The sequence below is a fragment of the Baekduia sp. genome (assembly GCF_035996765.1).
Lineage (GTDB): Bacteria > Actinomycetota > Thermoleophilia > Solirubrobacterales > Solirubrobacteraceae > Baekduia.
The window spans coordinates 1-21114 of record NZ_DASYJG010000011.1; the positions used below are offsets into that span (position 1 = coordinate 1).

A 21114-nucleotide genomic window follows, 5' to 3' on the forward strand; every position below is an offset into this window, starting at 1 on the left:
ACAAGCGCCGCAGCGACCTGCTCGACACCAACCTCGACCTGCTGGACGACATCGGCGACGACGCCGAAGACCTCGCCATCATCCTGGCCGAGATCCACGCCAACCGCCACAGCGTCGAAGCGCTGAACCGCATCGTCGACAACTACACCAACACGATCACCAACTAGCCCGCGCGTAACCGCGGGGCCAGTCCCCCGCAACGGATCCGGGTCGCCTCATAGTGAGCCCGCCCACCCGAGACGACCCGGAGCCGCGCGCTGGTTGAGAACCGTCGCGGCGGGCGCGTGACATCGTGCCGTGGACGGTCGAGCCCGGTAGGTTCAGGCCATGCTCGTCGGCGTCGATGCCCGGGCGCTTGCGTCGCGACGCGGCGTGGCCCGCTACACGCGCCGGATGTCGGCCGCGCTTGCCGCGCTGAACGGTGTCGAGGTGCGCGCGCTGGTCCCAGGCCACCAGCCCGTGGGCGCGCTGCGCGGCGTGGAGCTGCGGCGGACCGTGCTCCCATCGCGGCTCCTGCACCTGACCGGTGCGGTTGCCGGCCGCCCGCGAGTCGACCGGCTGCTCGGGGAAGTCGACGTGACCTGGTTGCCCGCGCCGGCGCCGGTCGCGGTCGGCAACCCCTACGTGTTGACCGTCCACGACCTCTCCTGGGAGGACCGCCCGGGCGACTTCACGGCCTACGAGCGCTTCTGGCACCGCCTGGCGCGCCCGGCGGCGCTGGCCCGCGGTGCGCGCGTCGTGGTCTGCGATGCCCCGGCGGTGGCGGGGCAGCTCACGGAGCGCTGGGGCGTCGAGGCGCGCGTCATCGAGCCGGGTGTCGACCATGTTGATGGTGTCGCTCCACGGGCCGGAACGTACTTCTTGTACGTCGGCGCACTGGAGCCGCGCAAGGGGCTCGACGTGCTCGGCGACGCATGGACGCGCGCGCAGCTCGACAGCGTCGAGCTGCTGGTCGCCGGTGAGGGGCGCGAGAAGGTGGCGGGCGCCACGCACCTCGGGCACGTGACCGACGACGAGCTCCAGGAGCTCTACGCCGGGGCACAGGCCGTCGTCCTGCCGTCCTTCCTGGAGGGCTTCGGCCTCCCACCGCGCGAGGCCGCCGGCTACGGCACGCCGTCGATCGTCAGCGACCTTCCGACGCTGCGGCTGCCCGGCACGCTGCGCGTGCCGCCGGGCGACGCCGGCGCGCTGGCCGAGGCTCTGCAGCGCCTGCCGGCCGAGCGCGCGCGCCTTGTCGCCGAGCTTTCGCCGCCGCGCAGCTGGGATGCCGCTGCGCGCGAGCTGCGCGCGATCCTCGAAGAGGCGACGGCGCGCCCGTGAGCACCGCTCACTCCCTCACCCTCCGATGCACGAGGGCCACACCGTGAGCGATGCGGCCGTCGGCATCGTCACCGTCCTGCATGACTCCGCTGAAGACCTCCAGCGGCTGCTGCGCTCGCTGGAGCCCGTCTCACCGCAGCCGCAGCTCGTCGTCGTCGACGCGGGCTCGCAGGACGACGGGCCCGAGATCGCGCGGGCCTTCGGCGCCGAGGTGATCGAAGCCGGCGACGTCGGCTTCGGCGCGGCCAACAACCTCGGCGTGGAGCGGGTGACGGGGTCGGTCACGCTGCTGCTCAACCCCGACGTGACCGTTCTCGAGCCGCCCGTGATCGAGCGGCTCGCGCGCCACGCCCGCCGCGAGGACGCGCTGCACGTCCCGCGGCTCCTCAACCCCGACGGCTCACTCCAGCGCAGCGCGCATCCGGTCCCCGGACGGGTCAGCGCGCTGCTGCCCGCGCTGCTGCATCCGCGCGCGCTGCCGCAGCCCCTCCGCAACCACGTCGACCCATGGCGGGCCGATGGCGACGAGCGGCCCGTCGGCTGGGCGATCGCCGCCGCGGTCGCAGCACGCACCGACACCCTGCGCCGCCTCGGGCCTTTCGACGCCGGCCAGTTCCTCTTCTTCGAGGATCTCGACCTCTGCCTGCGCGCCCGCGCCGTCGGCGTCCCGACGATTCTCCACCCCGACCTGGCGCTCCAGCACCGTGGCGGCCACAGCACCGGTCCGGCCTACAACGGCGAGCCGCACGAGCTGCTCGCCCAACGCCGCCGCGCCGTCGTGCGCGCCAACCTCGGCCGCCGTGCGCTCGCGCTCGACGACGCCGCCCAGGCGCTCACCTTCGCTACGCGCGCCGCCGCGCGCACGCTGCTGCGCCGGCCGGCCGGGCGCGAACGCGCTCAGCTCCGCGCATTGCGATCCGCCCGTCGCGGGTAACGCACTGGGCATGACCCAGTTCTGGTTTGCCGCCTCAACCGAGGAATTTCCGCCCTCACAGATGCTCGAGCAGGCCAAGGCCGCCGACCAGGCCGGCTTTGACGCCATCGGCTCGTCCGACCACTTCGTCTCCTGGTTTCCGGGCGGCCAAGGTGCAAGCGCCTGGGCCTACCTGCCCGCCGCCGGCCAGGTCATCGCCGACAAGCCGCTCTTCACGAGCGTCACGCCGATCCTCCATCACTACCACCCGGCGGTCGTCGCACAGTTCTTCATGAACTTGGAAGAGCTCTACCCCGGTCGCGCGGTGCTCGGCGTCGGCTCGGCCGAGGCGATCAGCGAGGTGCCGCTCGGCCTCGACTGGCCGGGGCCGAAGGAGATGCTGGAACGCTTCGCGCGCGGTCTGGAGGCGATCACACGCCTCTGGGACGGCGAGACCGTGACGATGGACGGCGGCTGGTTCAAGCTCGATGAGGCGCGCCTGATGACCATGGCCAAGACGCGCCCGCGCATGATCGTGAGCGCCTTCGGGCCCGACGCCGCCGCGATCGCCGGCAGGTACGGCGACGGCCTCTGGACCCTCGGCGACCCCGAGAGCGCTCCCGCGGTGATCGAGGCCTACAAGAAGGCCTGCGCCAAGCACGACAAGCCGGTCGGCGAGATCGTCCTGCAGGCCGGCTTCTGCCTCGGTGACGACGAGGCGGCGATCATCAAGGCCACCAAGAAGTGGAAGACCACGCAGTTCCCCGAGTACTACCTCGAAGACCATCATGATCTCGACAAGATGGCCGCCGACGCCGAGGCGCGTATGAGCGACGAGGAGTTCGCGCACGAGGGCTTCCTGATCAGCGCCGATCCGCAAGAGCACATCGACCGGATCCGCCAGATGATCGACGTCGACGATGCCGTCACCACGATCTGCCTGCAATCGATCGGCGACCTCGACCCGTTGACCTCGATCCGCCGTTACGGCGACGAGGTCCTGCCGGCCCTCCGCGGCGAGGCGAGCGGCGGCGCCAAGCGCTTCGAGCGCGAGAGCGACACGCTCCGCGCACGCCAGACCTGAGAACACCCCCGGGGGCCGTCGAGGGACGATTCGATCTCGCTGAGCGAGATCCAGTCGTCCCTCGATGCCGCCCGAGGCGCGTGCGCGCCATGCTGTCGGGCGATGCTGGACATTCGCGGTGCCTCCCCCGGTCTGGTCGACGACCCGCTGCTGCTCGAGGTCGGCGGCGCAGCGCCCAACGCGGCGTTGACCTGGCGCGGGCGCTTCCGTGACGACGACGGCTTCGTCTGGCGCGCCGCCGCATCCACCTCCGAGGGATTGCTGACCGCCTGGATCCCGGCCAAGCCGACCGCCGGTCCCGTCGCTGCGTTGCGCTCGCTGCGCCCGATCGACGTCGACGTCCGCGTCGAGGGGACCGACGGCGCAGCCTCCAACCGCACGATCACGCGGCGACTCATGGACGAGGGCGTTCGCGCACGGCGCTGGAAGGACGCGGTCGCCGGGACGCTCTACCTGCCAAGCCAGGACGCGACCGCCGCGCTGGTCATCGACGCACGCGAGCCCAAGACGGCCATGGCGCAGCCCGCGGAGGCCGACGCCGGCGGCGCGATCGCCGCGCCTCCCGCTGTCGCCGAGCCGCAGGCCGCAGCCGGCCTCGATGCCGCACCGCTCGCCGCCGCGCTGCTCGCCTCGCGCGGCGTCCTGACCTTCGTGCTGACTGACGGCAGCGGCGACCCGCTCGCCGCCGCGTGCGATCGCCTGGCCCAGGTCCCGGGCGCGCCGGAGCGGATCGAGACGCTGAGCGCCGCTGACGTCGGCGTCCCACCGGGCGTCGGCTTCCGCGGCGAGGACCAGCGCGCCGCCGAGGCGCGCGGCGCAACCTGGGACGCGCTGCTGGCGCGGCTCGGCGCCCGCCCACGCGCGACGCGGTAGAAAGGCCTCAGTGCCCGAGTCCTTCACCGACATCCCGCTGCTGACCTCGCGCTTCGACGCGGCGCTGCACTACGCCACGCGCCACCACGCGCTGCAGCTGCGCAAGGGCACGCCGGTCCCTTACGCCGCGCATCTCCTCGCGGTCGCGTCGCTGGTCCTGGAGATGCACGGCGACGAGGACGAGGCGATCGGCGGCCTGCTGCACGACGTCGTCGAGGACGGCGGCGGCCGCACGGCGCTGGCCGAGATCGAGGCGGCGTTCGGCCCCGCCGTGGCGGAGATCGTCCGCGCCAACAGCGACACGCTGGACCCCAAGGACGACGTGTCCAGCGGCGGCGCCGGCTGGTATCGGCGCAAGAAGGGCTACGTCGACGCCTTCCCCACCAAGTCGCCCGCGGCGCTACGCGTCTCGCTGGCCGACAAGATCCACAACGCGCGGTCGGTCCTGCTCGACTACCGCACGCTCGGCGACGACCTCTGGGCGCGCTTCGGCCAGGGCCAGGGCCTCGCCACCCGCGTCTACTACCGCGAGCTCGCCGCCGCCTTCGAGCGCGAGCGCGGCCGGCTCGGCGCGCCCGCCCAGCCCTATGTCGACGAGCTGCGCCGCACCGTCGACGCGATCACCGCACTGGCCGAGACCCACCAGGGGCCGGACTCGCGCACGCTCTTCGACGGTTAGCCCGCGTCGGCGTCGGCCAGCGCGAGCAGCTTCTCGACCGTCCGCCAGTTGCGGCCGGTCAGCGTCACCCCGAGGCGCTTCTCGTTGATCGTCTTGAGCAGCTTGGAGTTCTGCACGCCGTTCGGCAGCCAGAGGTAGGCCTCGCTGCCGCGGATCGCGAAGACCTCCGGCTTCAGCGCGTCGCGATCGACCTCGGCGACGAGCTTGGCATCGATCGTGCCACCACCACTGAAGAGCACGAGATAGCGCGCCGGGTTGTTGGCGACCTTGGCCAGCGGATTGGCCGCGGCCACATCAGCGATCTCGTCGCGGGTCCGAACGATCACCGAGACGTCGAAGCCGAACGCCGCCGCGATCGCCTTCTCGATCTTGGCCGCGCTCGTCTTGCGCCCGCCGAAGACGACGTTGCCGGAGTTGACGTAGGTCTTGACATCGGTCAGCCCCAGGTCATCGGTGAAGACCTCGCGCAGCCGCGCCATCGCGACCTTCTTGTTGCCACCGACGTTGATGCCGCGCAGCAGCGCGATCTGGCGCGCCACCTCAGAACAGCCCGAGCTGGGCGGGATGCGGCTCGGCGGGCGCGGGCTCCGATTCCGGCTCGGGCGCCGCCTCGACCTCCGCCGCAATCGCCGGCTGTGCCTCTCCCGGCGCGACCGCGTCCGGCGGGGCGGGCGGGTCCGAATTCGGCTCGTCTTCAACGCTGGGCTCGACCAACGCCGGCGGCTGCTCCGGCGCACCCAGCGCCAGTAACTCCGGCAGCGCGCGGAAGTCCTGGCGCAGCACATCCACGTTGCTCGGCGTGTACAGCGCGGCCGCCGGATGGAAGACCGGGAACAGCCGCACCGACCGCGGCCCGACCATCCGGACCTCCGCCCGCCCGTGCAGGCGCATGATCCCCGTCGTGTCGTGGCGCAGCAGCTTGGTCGCGAAGTTGCCCAGCGTGCAGATGACCGTCGGCTCGATCAGCTCGATCTGCCGGAACAGGTACTCCTGGCAGCGCTCGATCTCGACCGGATGCGGATCGCGGTTGCCGGGAGGTCTGCATTTCAAGACATTCGCGATGAAGACCTGGTCGCGCGCCAGCCCGATCTCGCCCAGCAGCGTGTCCAGCAGCTTGCCTGCCTGTCCCACGAACGGCAGCCCGCGCTCGTCCTCGTTGCGCCCCGGCGCCTCGCCGACGAACATCAGGTCGGCATTCGCGTTGCCCGCCCCGAAGACCACGGTGTGGCGCGTCTGCGCCAGCTGCGGGCAGCGCACGCAGCCGCGTGCCTCGTGAAAGAGCTCCTTGAGCGCTTCGCGCCGCTCGTCCGGGGACGACACGTTCTGAACCCTAGACGGACGAACGGACCGTCTCGCTATGCCATTCCGCTAATTCCGGGGTACCATTGTGGTCACCGAGTTTCGCGACCGGCATCCCCTCGGCGGGGAGCTGGATCCGACACCTGACATGACTCCTGTCCTTCCCGCCTGTGCGGTCGTCGGTCACGGCCGTCTTGGAACGGTGCTTGCCGCTGCGCTGCGCGCTGCCGGCGCACCCGTCGACGGCCCACTCGGCCGCGGCGCCACGGCGCACACCGCCGATGTCGTCTTCCTCGCGGTCCCGGATGCCGAGATCGCCAACGCGGCGGCACACGTCGCCCCCGGCCGGCTCGTCGGCCACTGCTCCGGCGCCACGACGCTCGCCCCGCTGCACGGCCACCCCGAGGCGTTCTCGCTTCATCCGCTGATGACCATCACCGCCGCAGGCGCGGACTTCACGGGCGCCACCGCGGCCGTCGCCGGCACCACGGACACCGCGCTCGCCACCGCACGAACCCTCGCCGAGGCGCTCGGCCTCACCCCCATCGAGATCGCCGACGCCGACCGCCCCGCCTACCACGCCGCCGCGTCGATGGCCTCCAACTTCCTCGTCACGCTCGAGTGGGCCGCCGAGCGCGTCGGCGGCCTGGACCGCGCCGCGCTCGCCCCACTTGTGCGCGCGACGGTCGACAACTGGGTCGCCGACGGCGCCCGCGCCGCCCTCACGGGCCCCATCGCCCGCGGCGACGAGGCCACCGTCGACAAGCAGCGCGCCGCGGTCGTCGAGCGCGCCCCCGACCTGACGGACCTCTTCGACGCGCTGACCGACGCCACGCGCGAGCTGGCTCAGACGAAGGTCCCAGCATGAGGACCGTCCGCACCGTCGCCGAGCTGCGCGCCGCGCTGGCCGAGCCGCGTCGCAACGGCCGCACCGTCGCGCTCGTCCCGACGATGGGCTACCTCCACGACGGCCACCTCAGCCTGATCGAGGCCGCGCGCAAGCAGGCCGACCTCGTCGTCGTCTCGCTCTTCGTCAACCCCACGCAGTTCAACGACGCCGCCGACCTCGACGCTTACCCGCGCGACGAGCTGCGCGACGCCGGCCTGGCCCAGGACGCGGGCGCCGACCTGCTCTTCGCGCCGTCGCTGCAGGAGGTCTACCCGCCTGGCTTCACCACGCAGGTCCGCGTCGACGGCCCGCTGACCGACACTCTCGAGGGCGCCCACCGTGGTGCCGATCACTTCCACGGCGTGACCACCGTCGTGACCAAGCTCCTCAACATGGTCGGCCCCGACCTCGCGCTCTTCGGCCAGAAGGACGCCCAGCAGGCACTCGTCATCCGCCGCCTCGCCGCCGACCTCGACCTCCCGACGCGCGTCGAGGTCGCGCCCACCGTGCGCGAGCCCGATGGCCTCGCGCTCTCCAGCCGCAACGTGCGCCTCGCCGCCGAGGACCGCGAGCGCGCGCTCGCGCTCAGCAGCGCCCTGCGCGCCGCGCAGGACGCGCTCGCCGCCGGCACGCGCGACGCCGCGACCATCACCTTGGCGGCCCGCGCCGCCATGACCCCCTTCGACGTCGAGCCCGAGTACCTCGCGCTCGTCGACCCCGAAGACCTGCGCCCCGTGGGCTCGGTCGACCAGGAGACGCTCCTGGCGGTCGCGGCACACGTGGGGCCGGTGCGACTCATCGACAACACCATCCTCAACCCGAACGGAAGGCACTGACCGCGTATGCAGCGCGTCATGCTCAAGTCCAAGATCCACCGTGCCACGGTCTCTGACTGTGACCTGCACTACGTCGGGTCGATCACGATCGACCCCGACCTGCTCGAAGCCGCCGACATCATGGAGCACGAGCAGGTCCATGTCGTGGACGTCGACAACGGCGCCCGCTTCGAGACCTACACCATCGCCGGCGAGCGTGGCTCGGGTGCGATGAAGGTCAACGGTGCCGCGGCCCGCCTCGTGCACCGCGGCGACACGATCATCGTCATCTCCTACGGGCAGTACGACGAGGCCGACCTGGAGCGCTACGAGCCCCGGGTCGTCCATGTCGAGAAGGACACCAACAACATCATCGACGTGGATGCGGCGGTGGCGACCCTCCTCAGTTAGAGGGCGTCAACCGATCCGGTTCACAGGAGGTTGGAAGACAGCATGTCCACGATGCGCAACATCACCGTCCCGGCCGACGCCTCGCGCCTGCCGATGACGCTCCCGCGGTTGGCCGAGAAGAAGCGCCTCGGCGAGCCGCTGGTCATGGTCACCGCCTATGACTATCCGAGCGCGCTCGCGGTCGACAAGGCCAACGTCGACCTCGTCCTCGTCGGCGACAGCGGCGCGATGACGGTCCTCGGCTACCCCTCGACGGTCGCCGTCGAGCTCGACGAGCTGCTCGTCCTGGCCAAGGCCGTGCGCCGCGGCCTGACGACGCCGTTTCTGGTCGGCGACCTGCCGTTCGGCTCCTATGAGGTCTCCGACGAGCAGGCCGTGCAGACCGCGTTCCGGTTCATCAAGGAGGCCGGCTGCGACGCGGTCAAGCTCGAGGGCGGCGGCGAGGTCTCGGTCGCCCGCGCTCGCGCGATCGTGCAGGCGGGCATCCCGGTGATGGGCCACGTCGGCCTCACGCCGCAGACGTCGACCGCGCTGGGCGGCTACCGCGCGCAGGGCCGGACGGCCGAGGCGGCGACCGAGGTCGCCCGTCAAGCGCTCGCCCTGCAGGCGGCCGGCTGTTTCTCGATCGTCTTCGAGGCGATCCCGAGCGCTGTGGCCGAAGCGGTCATGCCGAAGATGGACGCGCTGGTCATCGGCATCGGCGCCGGCCCGGCGACCGACGGCCAGGTCTTGGTCTTCCACGACCTGCTCGGCATCCGCGAGGGTCGCGGCGCGCGCTTCGTGCAGCGCTACGCCGACATCCTGGACGAGATGGTCGCGGGCGTCGCGGCCTACGCGCAGGACGTTCGGACCCACCGCTACCCGCGTCCGGACCACGGCTACTCGATCCCGGATGAAGAGCTGGCCGCCTTCAAGGCGACGCTGCAGGACTGACGTACGCCAACGCCGGGTGGGCGGAGATCGGCCCGCCCATCCGGCCGCAGGCTTTCACATCGTCTTCACACGCTACGCTGCCGCGCGTGGCCCGTCTGTCCCAGGTCTTCGCCCCGCGCGACCGCGAGTTCTTCGATCTCTTCGAGGAGGCGGGAGGCAACATCGCGCGCGCCGCCGACCTCCTCGACCAGATGCTCAGCAGCTGGCCGGATCGCAAGGAGCTCGCTCGCGACATCCTCGTCTGCGAGCAGGAGGGCGACCGGATCACGCACGACATCATCCACCGCCTCAACCAGACGTTCGTCACGCCGATCGACCGCGAGGACATCCTCTTGCTGGCCTCGGCGCTCGACGACATCATCGACTACACCGAGGAGGTCGCCGACTACATGGGCCTCTATCGGATCGAGGCGCCGATGGAGCAGGCCGTCCGGATGTCCCACATCCTGGTGCAGGCGACCCGGCAGGTGGCCGAGGCGCTGCCGCGCATGCGCGGCTTCAAGGACATCAACCACTACACGGTGGAGATCAACCGCCTGGAGAACGACGGCGACCGCGTCGTCCGCGAGGCGATCGCCGCCCTGTTCGACCACGGCATCGACCCCATGGTCGTGATCCGTTGGAAGGACATCTACGAGCGCCTCGAGCAGGCGATCGACGCTTGCGAGCACGTGGCCAACGTGCTCGAAGGCATCGTCATCAAGAACTCGTAGGTCGATCATGGGCAGCGACATCGTCCTGTACATCGTGGTCGCCACGGCGCTGGCGTTCGACTTCACCAACGGCTTCCACGACACGGCCAACGCGATCGCGACGAGCATCTCGACGCGCGCGATGTCGCCGCGCGCGGCGGTCGCCATGTCGGCCGTGTTGAACTTCGTCGGCGCGTTCGTCTCGCTGCAGGTCGCGGCGACGGTCGCCAAGGGCATCGTGTCGCCCGACGCGATCACCTCCACGATCGTCTTCGGCGGCCTGATCGGCGCGATCGCCTGGAACCTCGCCACGTGGTGGTTCGGCCTGCCCTCGTCCTCGTCGCACGCGCTGATCGGCGGCATGGTCGGCTCGGCGTTCGTGGCGGTCGGCCCCAGCGCCATCGAGGGCGACGGCATCCTCGAGAAGGTCGTCATCCCGGCGCTGATCGCCCCGACGCTGGCCTTCGCCGTCGCGGGCATCTCGATCCTCGTGGCCTACCGCGTCGTCGGCCGCCAGCGCCCGGGCGTCGTCAACCGCGGCTACCGCCTCGGCCAGCTCGTCACCGGCAGCCTCTTCTCGCTGGCCCACGGCACCAACGACGCGCAGAAGACGATGGGCATCATCACGCTCGCGCTGATCGCCAACGGCAACCTGTCGGGCGACAACTTCCACGTGCCCACCTGGGTCGTGGTCAGCTCGGCGACGGCGATCTCGCTCGGCACCTACTTCGGCGGCTGGCGCATCATCCGGACGATGGGCAGCCGCATCATCAAGATGGATCCGGCCCAGGGCTTCTCGGCTCAGGGCGCGGGGTCGGCGGTCGTGCTCACCGCCTCGCATCTCGGCTTCCCTCTCTCGACCACGCACGTGATCTCGGGCGGCATCATGGGCGCGGGCGCGGCCAAGCGGTTGTCGGCCGTGCGCTGGGGCGTCGCAGGCAACATCGTGATCGCGTGGGTCCTCACGCTGCCGTGTGCGGCCGTCATCGGCGGCGTCGCCTACGGGCTGACGTCGGTGCTCGGCGACGACGCACTCGGCGTCATCGTCGTGTTGTTGATGGTCATCGGCCTGGTCGCCGCGGCGTTCGGCTCACGCGTGCGCCGCGGTCCCGCCATCACCGCGTCGGCGGAGGCCTGAGATGCTCGCGACGATCGAGTGGGACAAGATCGGTGAGCTGCTGTGGGTCGCGCCGCTGGCCGCGCTCGCCGTGTCGGTCACGTTCTCGCTGATGATCGTGGGATCAGCGCGGGCAACCGACGCTCAGCGCGCCGGTGCCGCCACGACCGCGATGCTCTACAGCGTCGTGGCGATCGTGTCCGGGCTGGCCTTCGCCGCCGTCGTCGTGTTCGGCGTCGGCGTGATCGTCAACAAATAGCTCTAGCCGGCGACCGGCGCGTCGGGCGGCAGGCCGCCGGACGGGTGCTCGGCGTACGCGATGGTGCGCAGCACGCGCGCCGGTGAGCCGGCGGCGATCGAGAACGATGGGATGTCGGTCGTCACGACGCTGTTGGCGCCGATCACGCAGCGCTCACCGATCGTGACGCCGCTGGTGATCACGGCGTTGGCGCCGCACCAGACGTTGTCGCCGATCCGGGTCGGCCCCTTGGTCGTGAAGCCCTGCCACGGCACCGGGGTGACGGGGTCATCGAAGCGGTGGTTGCCGTCGGTGACGAAGCAGCCGTTGGCAAACATGCAGTGCTCGCCGATCTCGACCAGCTCCACCGCCGCGACCATCACCCCCATGTTGAGGAACGTGCCGCCGCCAATCCGAATGCGCGCGGGTGCGGGGCCGGTGATCCAGACGTTGGGCTCGAAGAGGACGTGCGGGCCGAGCTGGAGGCGATCCTCCTGGAGCATCTCCAGGACATTGCCTTGGATCGGCCAGCGGGCGAAGGACTCGCGGCGGGCGAGCTCGCGATGGATGCCGATGCGGTTGTGCGGGAGCGCGTTGCGCTCATACCAGCGCCACTTCTGGAGCCACAAGCGGCCGCGGCTCACTGCTCCTCCCGGTTCCCGCCCTCACGCAGGATCCGGGACAGGTGCTCGGCGATCTCGGCGGCGCTGCCCTCGGTGCCACCGGCGCGCAGGCGCGCCTGGACGCTGTGCAGCGACGTGCGGTCGTTGAGGTCCTTCTGGGCGGCCTGCAGCTGCGTGGTGATCTGGCTGCCGAGCTCGCGGAGCCGATGCTGCGCGTCGCGGACGGCCTCGCTAAGCGCGCGGCTCTCGACCGAGGCGAGGTCGGCCTGGGCGCGCGCCTCGCGCAGCAGCGCATCAGCCTGCTCGCGGGCCTCGCGGGTGATGATGCGGGCCTCGGCGCGGCCGTCGGCGAGCTCCTTCTCGGCGGCCTGCTTGATCCGGACGGCCTCTTCCTGGGCGGCCTGGATGGTCCGGCGCGCCTCATGCTCGGCACCGGTGCGGCGGCCGTCGGCGTCCTGGTCGAGCTCGCGCAGGCGGACGGCGACGACCTGCTGGATGCGGGCCTCCTCGCCAGCGGCGGCCTCGGCGCGGGCGCGCTCGGCGTCGAGCTGGGCGGCCGCGATCGCTTCGTCGGCCTCGGCTCGGGCTGCGGCGACCGCGTGGGCCTTGTCCTCTTCGGCGGTCGCGGCGATGCGGGCGGCCTCCTCGCGGGCGTCAGCGCGCAACTGCTCGGCGTCGTTGCGTCCCTGGTCGAGGGCCTGCTGGGCCTGCTCGCGGGCGTCAGCGAGAAGACGCTCGGCCTCGGCCTTGGCGGCGGCGAGATCGGGAGTGGGCGCGGCCGGCGGCGGAGCCGCGGGGGCGGGCTCCGGCGCGGCGGCCACGGGCGGCGTGGGAGCCTGCGCGGCGGCCGCAGGAGGTGCGGGCGCGGGCGCGGCGGCCGCAGGAGGTGCGGCCGCGGGCGCGGCGGCCACGGGCGCGACCAGCGGTGCGGGCGCCGGCGGCGGCGCCGCAAACCCGCCGAGCTCGGACGTGAACGGGCGGTGGCGGACGGTCAACTCGTGGCCGCGCCCACCTCCCGGCAAGACGATCTCGCGCTCGCTGACCAACTCGATGTGGCCGAAGCGCAGCGTCAGATCCGTCAGCAGCGTGGCGCGATCCGGGCCGGTGACCGTGACGACGGATGGTTCCAGAGCCATTGAGATCTGCACCGTACACGTCGCCGTGGCGGCAAAGCCGAGCCGCTGGCCGGACGTCTGTGTGATCTTCGTGTGTGCGCCGTGTCATGGACCTGAAAGCACACCCGAACAGGAGGGGACCATGACCAAGAATCGGATCATCGGCACCATCGCAGCGCTCTCCCTGCTTGCCGTCCCGGCCGTCGCCGCGGCGCACGGCAGCGGTGATGACCACGGCCACCATCACGGCCGTCACCACCACCACAAGCATCACGCCAAGAAGGCCCGCGACGTCACCGGCTCGGCGACCGGCACGATCGCATCGTTCACCAACGGCGAGCTGACGATCACGCTCCCGAACGGCAAGAGCTTCACGGCCGACGTCAAGCGCCGCACGGTCATCCTGTGCAAGAGCGCCCCGGTCGTCCCGACGGTCGCGACCGCGTCGCGCCACGGCAACGACGACGGCAACAGCGGCTCGGGCCGCGGTGGCCGCGACGACGGCGACAACCACGACGTCGGCGACGACCGCGGCGATGACAACGCGACGTCCACGACGCCGGCCTCGACCACGACGCCCGCCTCGACCACGACGGCGCCGTCCACGACGGTCCCCGCGCCCACCACCGGTGACGACCACGGCCACGACCACAACGACGACCACGGCGCCCGCTGCGGCACCGACGCGTTGGTCGCCGGCGCGCAGGTCTCCGACGCCAAGCTGTCGCTGAAGGGCGGGACCGCGACCTGGAAGAAGGTCGTCGTCCTCAAGTAGCGACCGCCTGTCCCGACACGGCGCGGCACGGGAGCCAATCCCGAGTCGCGTCGTGTGCGCGGTTCCGGCACTAGCATCGACACATCGCCGAAGGATCTGGTCAGTGAGACGATGAGCCCATCTCCGTTGCGCCATCCCGCCCGCCTAGCGGGTGCGTCGCTGCTGCGCCTGCAGAGCGATGAGCGCCTCGCCGAGCTCGCCGCCGCCGGCCACGAGGCCGCCTTCGATGCCATCGTCGATCGTTACCGGACGCCGCTGACGCGCTACTGCGCCGGCATCGTCGGCCCCAGCCGGGCCGACGATGCCGTGCAGCAGACGCTGATCAACGCCCACGACGCCTTGAAGAGGACCGACGAGGTGCGACACCTTCGCTCCTGGCTCTACCGGATCGCCCACAACGCCGCGCTCAACGTCCTGCGCGCGGTTCGCGACGACGTATCGCTGGACGCCGCGTCCGGCGCCGCCACGGTCGCCGAGGACGGTCCCGCCGCCGCGTTCGAGCGCAGCGAGCGCTTCCAGGCGACGGTCGCCGCGTTGCAGGAGCTGCCCGAGCGGCAGCGCGCCGCCCTGGTGTTGCGCGAGCTGGAAGGTCGCTCGCACGAGGAGATCGCCGAGACGCTCGGCGTCACCAAGGGCTCCGCCCGCCAGCACCTCATGCGCGCCCGCGTCGCGCTGCGCACCGCCGTGACGGCGATCACGCCCTACCCGCTGATCGTCCGCCTGGCCGAGGCGCTGGCCGGCCCAAGCAGCGCGGGCTGGACCGACGCCGCGGTCGGCGCCGGTGCCGGGGCGACGCTGGCCAAGCTGACCGCCGGCGTCGTCGCGACGGGCGCACTGGTCGGTGGAGCGGTCGGCACCGAGCGCGTGGTGCACCACCGGCACACCGGGCAGGACGCAGCTGAGCGCTCCTCCGCCGGATCCGCGACGAAGGCCCGACTGGTGAAGGCCGGCGCCGTCAGCTTCCCGGCGGCGGCCGGCAGCACCGGCTCTTCGGCGACGACCGGACCTGGCGGAGGGGGCGCCGGCTCCGGCTCTCGCCACGGTCACGACAAGGACGATAAGAACGGCAGGCACGATCGCGGCCGCGGCCGCGGCCACGACGGTTCGAGCGGCAGCGGCTCTGGCGGACGGGGGTCTGACTCCGGCGGCAGCGGAAGCGGCCGCGACGACCAGACCAGCGACTCCGGCTCTGACGACCACGGCGGCCGTTCAGGATCCAGCAGCAGCAGCGGGTCGGGCGGAAGCGGCAACAGCAGCGGTCGCGGGAGCGGCAGTCACGGCGGATCCAAGGACAGCGACGGCAGCGACGGCAGCGAGAGCGGCTCCAGTTCGAGCGGACGCAGTTCAGGCGGCAGCGGCTCGAGCGGCGGCAGCAGCGGCAGCGGTTCGAGCAGCAGCAACGGCGGTTCAGGCGGCGGCGACTCGAGCAGCAGCGGCTCGAGCGGCGGCGGGAGCTCAGGCCGAGGCAGTTCGGGCAGCAGCGGGGCCGACGACAGCTCCGGCAGCGGCCGTGGCTCGAGCGACGACGCCTCAGGCGCGACCACCCCAACCGCCACCGCACCGACGCCAACCGTCGCCCCACCGCCGCCCACCACCACCACCACCGACTCCGGCGGACGCGGATCAGGCAGCGACGACTCCGGCTCGTCAGACCACTCCGGCTCCAACTGAACGACACCAAACCCGCGATATACGCGGGTTCGGTGTCATCGATCGCGCCACACCCGCGTATATCGCGGGTTCCACGCGTCTCGTCTCTCCGGCCCCGGACCAGAGCGGACGACAGGCCGACGCCACGCGCCGCCGCTCCCGCTCGCTCTCCCCGGTGACGACAGACCACGTGCCGCACCACGACCAGCGCCAGCGCTGAGCGCCACACGCGCGCCGAACCCCAACGATGTCCTCCCCCGGACACATGCACACCGCCTTGCAAGGTGACCTAATCCCGCGCGCAGTGTTCACCGGCCACGATCGCGCGGCAAGGTGATGAACATGCTCTCCCGCCTGCCGGTCCTCGCTGCCGTTGTCTCGCTGCTCGCCCTGCCCGCTGCCGCCAGCGCAGGCGTGTCGCATCTCGTGACACCCGGCGAGACCCTGTCTGGGATCGCGGCGGCCAACGGCCTCTCCCCCGCGCAGCTCGCCGCCGCCAACGGGCTGCCGGCCGATGCGTTCGTCATCGCCGGACGCTCGCTGACCGTCCCCGCGCCCGGCACGACGACGACCGCGAGCGCGACAGACGCGCAAGCCACCACCCCGGCCCCCTTCGGCGGCTACCGCGTGCGCCTCGGCGACTCGCTCAGCGCGATCGCCGCCGAGCACGGCGTCAGCCTCAGCCAGCTCGCCGCGGTCAACGGCCTGAGCTCCACCGGCACGCTCGTCGCCGGCACATCGCTGCGGCTCCCAAGCGCCGCCGCATCGGGCCAGACCGCCGCCACCCCGACGGCGGCGCAGAGCCTCAGCGGCGGCCACGCCGTCGTCCGCGGCGAGACCCTCACCGGCATCGCCGCCGCCAACGGCATCACACCCGTCTCACTCGCGGCAGCCAACGGCCTGGCCCCCAATGCCTTCGTCATCGCCGGCACCCGCCTGAAGATCCCAGCTGCGGGCCCCGCCACCGCCATCGGGCCCGCCACTGCCGCAGCCAACGTGCCCGCCACCGGCGCGGCCACCGGCTCCCCCGGCCGCCTCAACGCTGCGGAGATCGGCTCCATCGCCGCCGCCAACGGCGCGCCCGCCTCGCTGGCCTCCGCCATCGCCTGGCAGGAGAGCGGCTTCAACAACGCCATGGTCAGCGTCGCCAACGCCCGCGGGATCATGCAGGTGATGCCGAGCACCTGGAGCTACGTCCAGAACGAGCTCGGCGCCGGCCGCCTCGACCCCGCCTCCCCCGCCGACAACGTCCGCGCCGGCTCCGTCCTGCTCGCCCGCCTGCTGCGCGACACCGGCGGCGACCCGACCACGGCCGTCGCCGCCTACTACCAGGGCCTCGGCTCGGTCCGCCGCATCGGCATGCTCCCCGAGACCCGCCGCTACGTCGCCAACGTCCTCGCACTCCGCGCCCGCTTCGGCGGCTGACCAGCGCCAACGCATCGAGGGACGAACAGTGGGTCTAGAGCGACCACAAGTCGTCCCTCGACGCCGCGGCGACGGCGACGCGAGATACCTCAGGCCGTCGCCGGGACCTTCTTGGCCCGCGGCTTGCGCGCCGCCGCAGCCGCCCCACGCGGCTTCTTCGGCGCCTTGGACGCCTTTGGCGTCACCAACTCCGCGAGGAACTCACCGGTGTGCGAGCCCGGAGTGCCGGCGACCTCCTCGGGCGTGCCGATCGCGACGACCTGACCGCCCTCCTCACCGCCTTCCGGGCCCATGTCGATGAGGCGGTCTGCCGTCTTGATGACGTCGAGGTTGTGCTCGATGACCACGATCGAGTTGCCGGCGTCCACGAGCCGATGCAACACCTCCAACAACCGCTGGACATCGGCGAAGTGCAGGCCCGTCGTCGGCTCGTCCAAGATGTACAACGTGCGCCCCGTGGCGATCTTCGAGAGCTCGGTCGCCAGCTTCACTCGCTGCGCCTCGCCCCCCGAGAGCGTCGTGGCCGGCTGGCCCAGCCGGATGTAGCCGAGACCCACGTCGCGCAGCGTCTCCAGCCGCCGGTGGATCTTCGGGATGTGCTGGAAGAACTCGACGCTCTCCGCCACCGGCATGTCGAGCACGTCGGCGATCGTCTTGCCCTTGAAGCGGACCTCGAGCGTCTCGCGGTTGTAGCGCTTGCCGTGGCACTGCTCGCACGGCACGTAGACGTCGGGCAGGAAGTGCATCTCGATCTTGATCTGCCCGTCGCCGCGACAGACCTCGCAGCGCCCGCCCTTGACGTTGAACGAGAACCGGCCCGGCTTGTAGCCGCGCACCTTGGCCTCGGGCGTCTTGCTGAACAGGTCCCGGATGACGTCGAACAGGCCCGTGTACGTGGCCGGGTTCGAGCGCGGCGTGCGGCCGATCGGCGATTGGTCGATCTGGATGATCTTGTCGACCGCGTCCAGCCCCAGAACCGCCGTGTGCGCGCCCGGGCGCGTCCGGGCGCGGTGCAGTTTGTTGGCCACCGCCTTGAACAGCACCTCGTTGACCAGCGTCGACTTGCCCGAGCCCGAGACGCCCGTCACCACCGTCATGACGCCGAGCGGCACCTTGACGTCGACCTTCTTCAGGTTGTGCTGCGACGCGCCGCGGATCTCGATGTAGCCGCTCGGAACACGCCGCTTGGCCGGCACCTCGATCGTGCGCGTGCCCGCCAGGAACTGCCCCGTCAGCGACGACTTGACCTTCATGACCTGCTTGGCCGTCCCCTGGGCGACGATCCTGCCGCCGTGCTCGCCGGCGCCCGGCCCGATGTCGATCAGGTGATCGGCCGCGTGCATCGTCTGCTCGTCGTGCTCGACGACCAGCACCGTGTTGCCCAGATCGCGCAACCGCTCGAGCGTCCCGATCAACTTGGTGTTGTCTCGCTGATGCAGGCCGATCGACGGCTCGTCCAACACGTACAACACGCCCACCAGCGCCGAGCCGATCTGCGTCGCCAGCCGGATCCGCTGCGCCTCGCCGCCGCTCAGCGTCGCCGCCGCGCGCTCCATCGACAGGTACCCGATGCCCACGTTCTCCAGGAACTGCAAGCGCTCCTGGATCTCGCGGAAGATCAGCCGCGCGATGTGGCGCTCGGTCTCGGTCAGCTCGACCTCGTCCAGCCAGACCACCGCGCGCCGGACCGACATGGCGCAGAACTCGTGGATCGCCAGGCCGCCGACCAGCACGGCCCGCGACTCCGGCCGCAGGCGTGCGCCCTTGCACACCGGGCACGGCACGAGCGACATGTACTCCTCGATCTTCTCCCGCACGCCCTCGGAGTCGGTCTCGCGGTAGCGCCGCTCGAGGTTGGAGATGATCCCCTCAAAGCGCGTGGAGTACGACCGCCGCCGCCCATAGCGGTTGCGGTAGGAGACCTCGACGCGGTCGCCGTTGGTGCCGGTGAGGAAGAGATCCTGATGCTCGGCCGAGAGCTGACCCCACGGCGTCTCCATGTCGACGCCGTACTTCTCGGCGATCGCCTCGGTGATCTGCTCGTAGTAGTTGGACGCGCTGTTGGCCCACGGCGCGATCGCGCCCTCCCCCAGCGACAGCGACGGGTCCGGCACGACCATGATCGCGTCGATCTCCATCTGCGACCCCAGGCCCGTGCAGCGCTCGCAGGCGCCGTGGGGCGAGTTGAAGGAGAAGATCCGCGGCTCCAGCTCCGGAATGACCGGCCCGTGATCGATGCACGCGAACTTCTCGCTGTAGAGCGTCACAGACCCGGACCCGCCCGCCTGGGCCGAGCTCGCGCCTTCGCGCGGCACGATCTCGATCTCGACCATCCCGTCGGCCAGCGCCACCGCCGTCTCGATCGAGTCCGCCAGCCGCTTGCGAATCCCCTCGCGCATGACCAGCCGGTCGACCACGACCGAGATGTCGTGCTTGAACTTCTTGTCCAGGACGATCTCCTCGTCCAGCCCGCGCAGCTCACCGTCGACCTTGGCGCGCTGGAAGCCCTCGGCCAGCAGGTTCTTCAAGGCCTTGCCGTACTCGCCCTTACGGCCACGCACGACCGGCGCGAGCACCATGAAGCGCTCGCCCTCCGGCAGCTCCAGCACCTGGTCGATGATCTGCTCGGCCGACTGGCCCTGGACCGGCTTGCCGCAGATGTGGCAGTGCGGATGGCCGATGCGCGCCCACAGCAGGCGGAGGTAGTCATAGATCTCGGTGACCGTGCCGACGGTCGACCGCGGGTTGCGCGACGTCGTCTTCTGGTCGATCGAGATCGCCGGTGACAAGCCCTCGATCGAGTCGACGTCGGGCTTGTCCATCTGCCCCAGGAACTGGCGCGCGTAGGCCGAGAGCGACTCGACATAGCGGCGCTGACCCTCGGCATAGATCGTGTCGAAGGCGAGCGACGACTTGCCCGATCCCGACAGGCCCGTGATGACCGTCAGGGCATCGCGAGGCAGGGTGACATCGACGCCCTTGAGGTTGTGCTCACGGGCGCCGGAGACGACGATGGCGTTCTTCGGCGGCACGGTCCGCAGCAGTGTAGCCAGGCGAACAGACGTTCTCTTCGCGCTCGGACGCGGCCGCGAAAAAGCGCTGCTCAGCGCGCTTCGGCGGCCCGCGCAACGGCCCGGAACGCGCCCAGCGCGGGCTTCGCGCGGAACGTCCCGTCCGGGCGGTACTGCAGCAGGCCGGAATAGTCGAACGAGTTCGGCGAGCCGTTGTCGAGCGTGGCCCACGTGTACCAGAAGACCCGCGCCAGCTTCAGCGATCGCCGCTGCGCCAGCAGCAGCCGGTAGACCTCGCGCAGCCGCGACGCCTGCCCGGCCTCGGTCGTCTCCCAGTTCTGCGTCAGCGGCACCTTCTTGCCCTTGGCCGAGGACCACGTCAGCTCCGTGAGCCAGAGCGGCACCTTGGCGTAACCGCGGCGATCGAGCGCCTCGCGGTTGAGCCGCACGATCTTGACCGCGTTGGACGGCCGGCCCGAGAACGGATGCGCGCCGGCGGCGTCGAAGCGCAACCGTGGCCCGCCGACCGACAGCAGCTTGGCGAGGTCGCGCCACGAGTAGTTGGCCATCGACGCCATCAGGACCGTCGCCCCCGGGTCGGCGCCGTGGACCGCCGGGTAGGCCGCTCGCAGCAGCGCCGCATACGGCTTGGCGAACGGCTGCGCGGTGAAGTAGTCCTTCAGGTTGGGCTCGTTCCAGATCTCCCACGCGCGCACGGCGTGGCGCGGAACCTCGGGGTGCTCGGTCCAGAGCGAGCCGCGCGGCCCGTAGCGAGCGATGAGCGCTCGCAGATACGCCGCAAAGTCCGACGGCCGCTTCGGCGGCGTAAACGGGTTCGTGCTGCCGCCGTTGGCCCACGCCGGGGCGCGCAGTGCCAGGCCCAGGACATCGATCCCCTGCCGCGCTGCGGCCAGCACCTTGCGGTCGGTCGCCGCCCACGCGAACTGCCCGGGCGCCGGCTCGACCAGATCCCACGACAGCTCCACGCGCCAGGACTGGACGCCGGAGGCCTTCATCTGCGCCGCCTGCGCATCGAGATCGACCGCCGGATCGTCGAGCGGCCCGTTGACCATGACGCCGAAGAAGCCCTTCGGCACAGCAGACTCAGCGGCCGGGGCAATCGCGGGCGCGAACAAGATCGCGCCCGCCACCAGCAGGCACAGGCAGAGACGGAGCATCAGCCCCCGAACTCCGGAGGTCCCGTGGAGTTGCGGGCGAGCCTCAGGGCTCGACCGACGCGGCCACGACGGTC

General features: G+C 71.4%; 21 protein-coding genes. 15 read left to right on the forward strand and 6 right to left on the reverse strand.

The features are described from left to right. The first annotated feature begins 327 nt into the window (after positions 1 to 327). The 5 genes from VGO10_RS02235 to VGO10_RS02255 all read left to right on the forward strand — a co-directional run bounded on the left by VGO10_RS02235 (position 328) and on the right by VGO10_RS02255 (position 4869). Positions 328 to 1320 carry a glycosyltransferase family 1 protein gene (locus tag VGO10_RS02235; RefSeq protein ID WP_327464702.1) on the forward strand — a complete coding sequence of 331 codons (993 nt, stop codon included), beginning with the start codon at positions 328 to 330 and terminating at the stop codon, positions 1318 to 1320. A gap of 43 nt (positions 1321 to 1363) precedes the next feature. Next, positions 1364 to 2254: a glycosyltransferase family 2 protein gene (locus tag VGO10_RS02240; protein WP_327464703.1), complete on the forward strand. Its 891-nt coding sequence runs from the start codon at positions 1364 to 1366 to the stop codon at positions 2252 to 2254. A gap of 10 nt (positions 2255 to 2264) precedes the next feature. Beyond that, complete coding sequence (locus VGO10_RS02245; protein WP_327464704.1) at positions 2265 to 3317, forward strand: LLM class flavin-dependent oxidoreductase; 1053 nt, start codon at positions 2265 to 2267, stop codon at positions 3315 to 3317. 102 nt (positions 3318 to 3419) lie between these two features. Beyond that, entirely contained in the window at positions 3420 to 4190 is a 771-nt protein-coding gene (locus tag VGO10_RS02250; protein WP_327464705.1) for a hypothetical protein, read from the forward strand. Positions 4191 to 4200: 10 nt separating this feature from the next. After that, positions 4201 to 4869, forward strand: a complete 669-nt coding sequence (locus VGO10_RS02255) for an HD domain-containing protein (protein WP_327464707.1) — start codon at positions 4201 to 4203, stop codon at positions 4867 to 4869. On the opposite strand, the gene VGO10_RS02260 is transcribed toward VGO10_RS02255, so the two are convergent. After that, positions 4866 to 5408, reverse strand: a complete 543-nt coding sequence (locus tag VGO10_RS02260; protein WP_327464709.1) for a DUF1697 domain-containing protein — start codon at positions 5406 to 5408, stop codon at positions 4866 to 4868. The two genes, VGO10_RS02255 and VGO10_RS02260, sit on opposite strands and share 4 nt — an antisense overlap. Position 5409: 1 nt before the next feature. Further along, positions 5410 to 6189: a uracil-DNA glycosylase gene (locus VGO10_RS02265; RefSeq protein WP_327464711.1), complete on the reverse strand. Its 780-nt coding sequence runs from the start codon at positions 6187 to 6189 to the stop codon at positions 5410 to 5412. A 127-nt stretch (positions 6190 to 6316) separates the two neighbouring features. Here VGO10_RS02265 and VGO10_RS02270 point away from each other — a divergent pair, with 127 nt between their 5' ends. From VGO10_RS02270 to VGO10_RS02300, 7 genes are all read left to right on the forward strand, one after another. Next, positions 6317 to 7036, forward strand: coding sequence for a DUF2520 domain-containing protein (locus VGO10_RS02270; RefSeq protein ID WP_327464713.1), 720 nt, complete (start codon positions 6317 to 6319; stop codon positions 7034 to 7036). Further along, positions 7033 to 7893: a pantoate--beta-alanine ligase gene (gene panC, locus VGO10_RS02275; protein WP_327464715.1), complete on the forward strand. Its 861-nt coding sequence runs from the start codon at positions 7033 to 7035 to the stop codon at positions 7891 to 7893. The genes VGO10_RS02270 and panC overlap by 4 nt, the downstream gene beginning before the upstream one ends. Before the next feature lie 6 nt (positions 7894 to 7899). Continuing rightward, entirely contained in the window at positions 7900 to 8283 is a 384-nt protein-coding gene (gene panD / locus VGO10_RS02280) for an aspartate 1-decarboxylase (RefSeq protein WP_327464717.1), read from the forward strand. Between the two features lie 42 nt (positions 8284 to 8325). After that, positions 8326 to 9216 (forward strand): 3-methyl-2-oxobutanoate hydroxymethyltransferase, encoded by an 891-nt coding sequence (gene panB / locus VGO10_RS02285; protein ID WP_327464719.1) that lies wholly within the window; start codon positions 8326 to 8328, stop codon positions 9214 to 9216. 86 nt (positions 9217 to 9302) lie between these two features. Then, entirely contained in the window at positions 9303 to 9929 is a 627-nt protein-coding gene (locus VGO10_RS02290; protein WP_327464721.1) for a DUF47 domain-containing protein, read from the forward strand. A gap of 7 nt (positions 9930 to 9936) precedes the next feature. After that, positions 9937 to 11046: an inorganic phosphate transporter gene (locus tag VGO10_RS02295; RefSeq protein WP_327464724.1), complete on the forward strand. Its 1110-nt coding sequence runs from the start codon at positions 9937 to 9939 to the stop codon at positions 11044 to 11046. A gap of 1 nt (position 11047) precedes the next feature. Beyond that, complete coding sequence (locus VGO10_RS02300; protein ID WP_327464726.1) at positions 11048 to 11284, forward strand: hypothetical protein; 237 nt, start codon at positions 11048 to 11050, stop codon at positions 11282 to 11284. 2 nt (positions 11285 to 11286) lie between these two features. Here VGO10_RS02300 and VGO10_RS02305 read toward each other — a convergent pair whose 3' ends face one another. Continuing rightward, on the reverse strand, positions 11287 to 11907 hold the full coding sequence (locus VGO10_RS02305) for an acyltransferase (RefSeq protein ID WP_327464728.1): 621 nt from the start codon (positions 11905 to 11907) through the stop codon (positions 11287 to 11289). Next, positions 11904 to 13022: a hypothetical protein gene (locus tag VGO10_RS02310; protein ID WP_327464730.1), complete on the reverse strand. Its 1119-nt coding sequence runs from the start codon at positions 13020 to 13022 to the stop codon at positions 11904 to 11906. Before VGO10_RS02310 ends, VGO10_RS02305 begins: the two co-directional genes overlap by 4 nt. A gap of 121 nt (positions 13023 to 13143) precedes the next feature. Between VGO10_RS02310 and VGO10_RS02315 the strand changes: the two genes are divergently transcribed. The 3 genes from VGO10_RS02315 to VGO10_RS02325 all read left to right on the forward strand — a co-directional run bounded on the left by VGO10_RS02315 (position 13144) and on the right by VGO10_RS02325 (position 16851). Beyond that, positions 13144 to 13776, forward strand: coding sequence for a hypothetical protein (locus VGO10_RS02315; RefSeq protein WP_327464732.1), 633 nt, complete (start codon positions 13144 to 13146; stop codon positions 13774 to 13776). A 111-nt stretch (positions 13777 to 13887) separates the two neighbouring features. Then, complete coding sequence (locus VGO10_RS02320) at positions 13888 to 15447, forward strand: sigma-70 family RNA polymerase sigma factor (protein WP_327464734.1); 1560 nt, start codon at positions 13888 to 13890, stop codon at positions 15445 to 15447. A gap of 321 nt (positions 15448 to 15768) precedes the next feature. Next, positions 15769 to 16851 carry a LysM peptidoglycan-binding domain-containing protein gene (locus tag VGO10_RS02325; RefSeq protein WP_327464736.1) on the forward strand — a complete coding sequence of 361 codons (1083 nt, stop codon included), beginning with the start codon at positions 15769 to 15771 and terminating at the stop codon, positions 16849 to 16851. Positions 16852 to 16940: 89 nt separating this feature from the next. On the opposite strand, the gene uvrA is transcribed toward VGO10_RS02325, so the two are convergent. Both uvrA and VGO10_RS02335 read right to left on the reverse strand, forming a co-directional pair. Then, the gene (gene uvrA / locus VGO10_RS02330) at positions 16941 to 19883 is read right to left on the reverse strand and encodes an excinuclease ABC subunit UvrA (RefSeq protein ID WP_327464738.1); all 2943 of its coding nucleotides are present in this window, start codon (positions 19881 to 19883) and stop codon (positions 16941 to 16943) included. A gap of 71 nt (positions 19884 to 19954) precedes the next feature. Continuing rightward, a complete protein-coding gene (locus VGO10_RS02335) occupies positions 19955 to 21040 on the reverse strand; it encodes a hypothetical protein (protein WP_327464739.1) in 1086 nt (361 codons plus the stop codon). Positions 21041 to 21114: the final 74 nt, after the last annotated feature.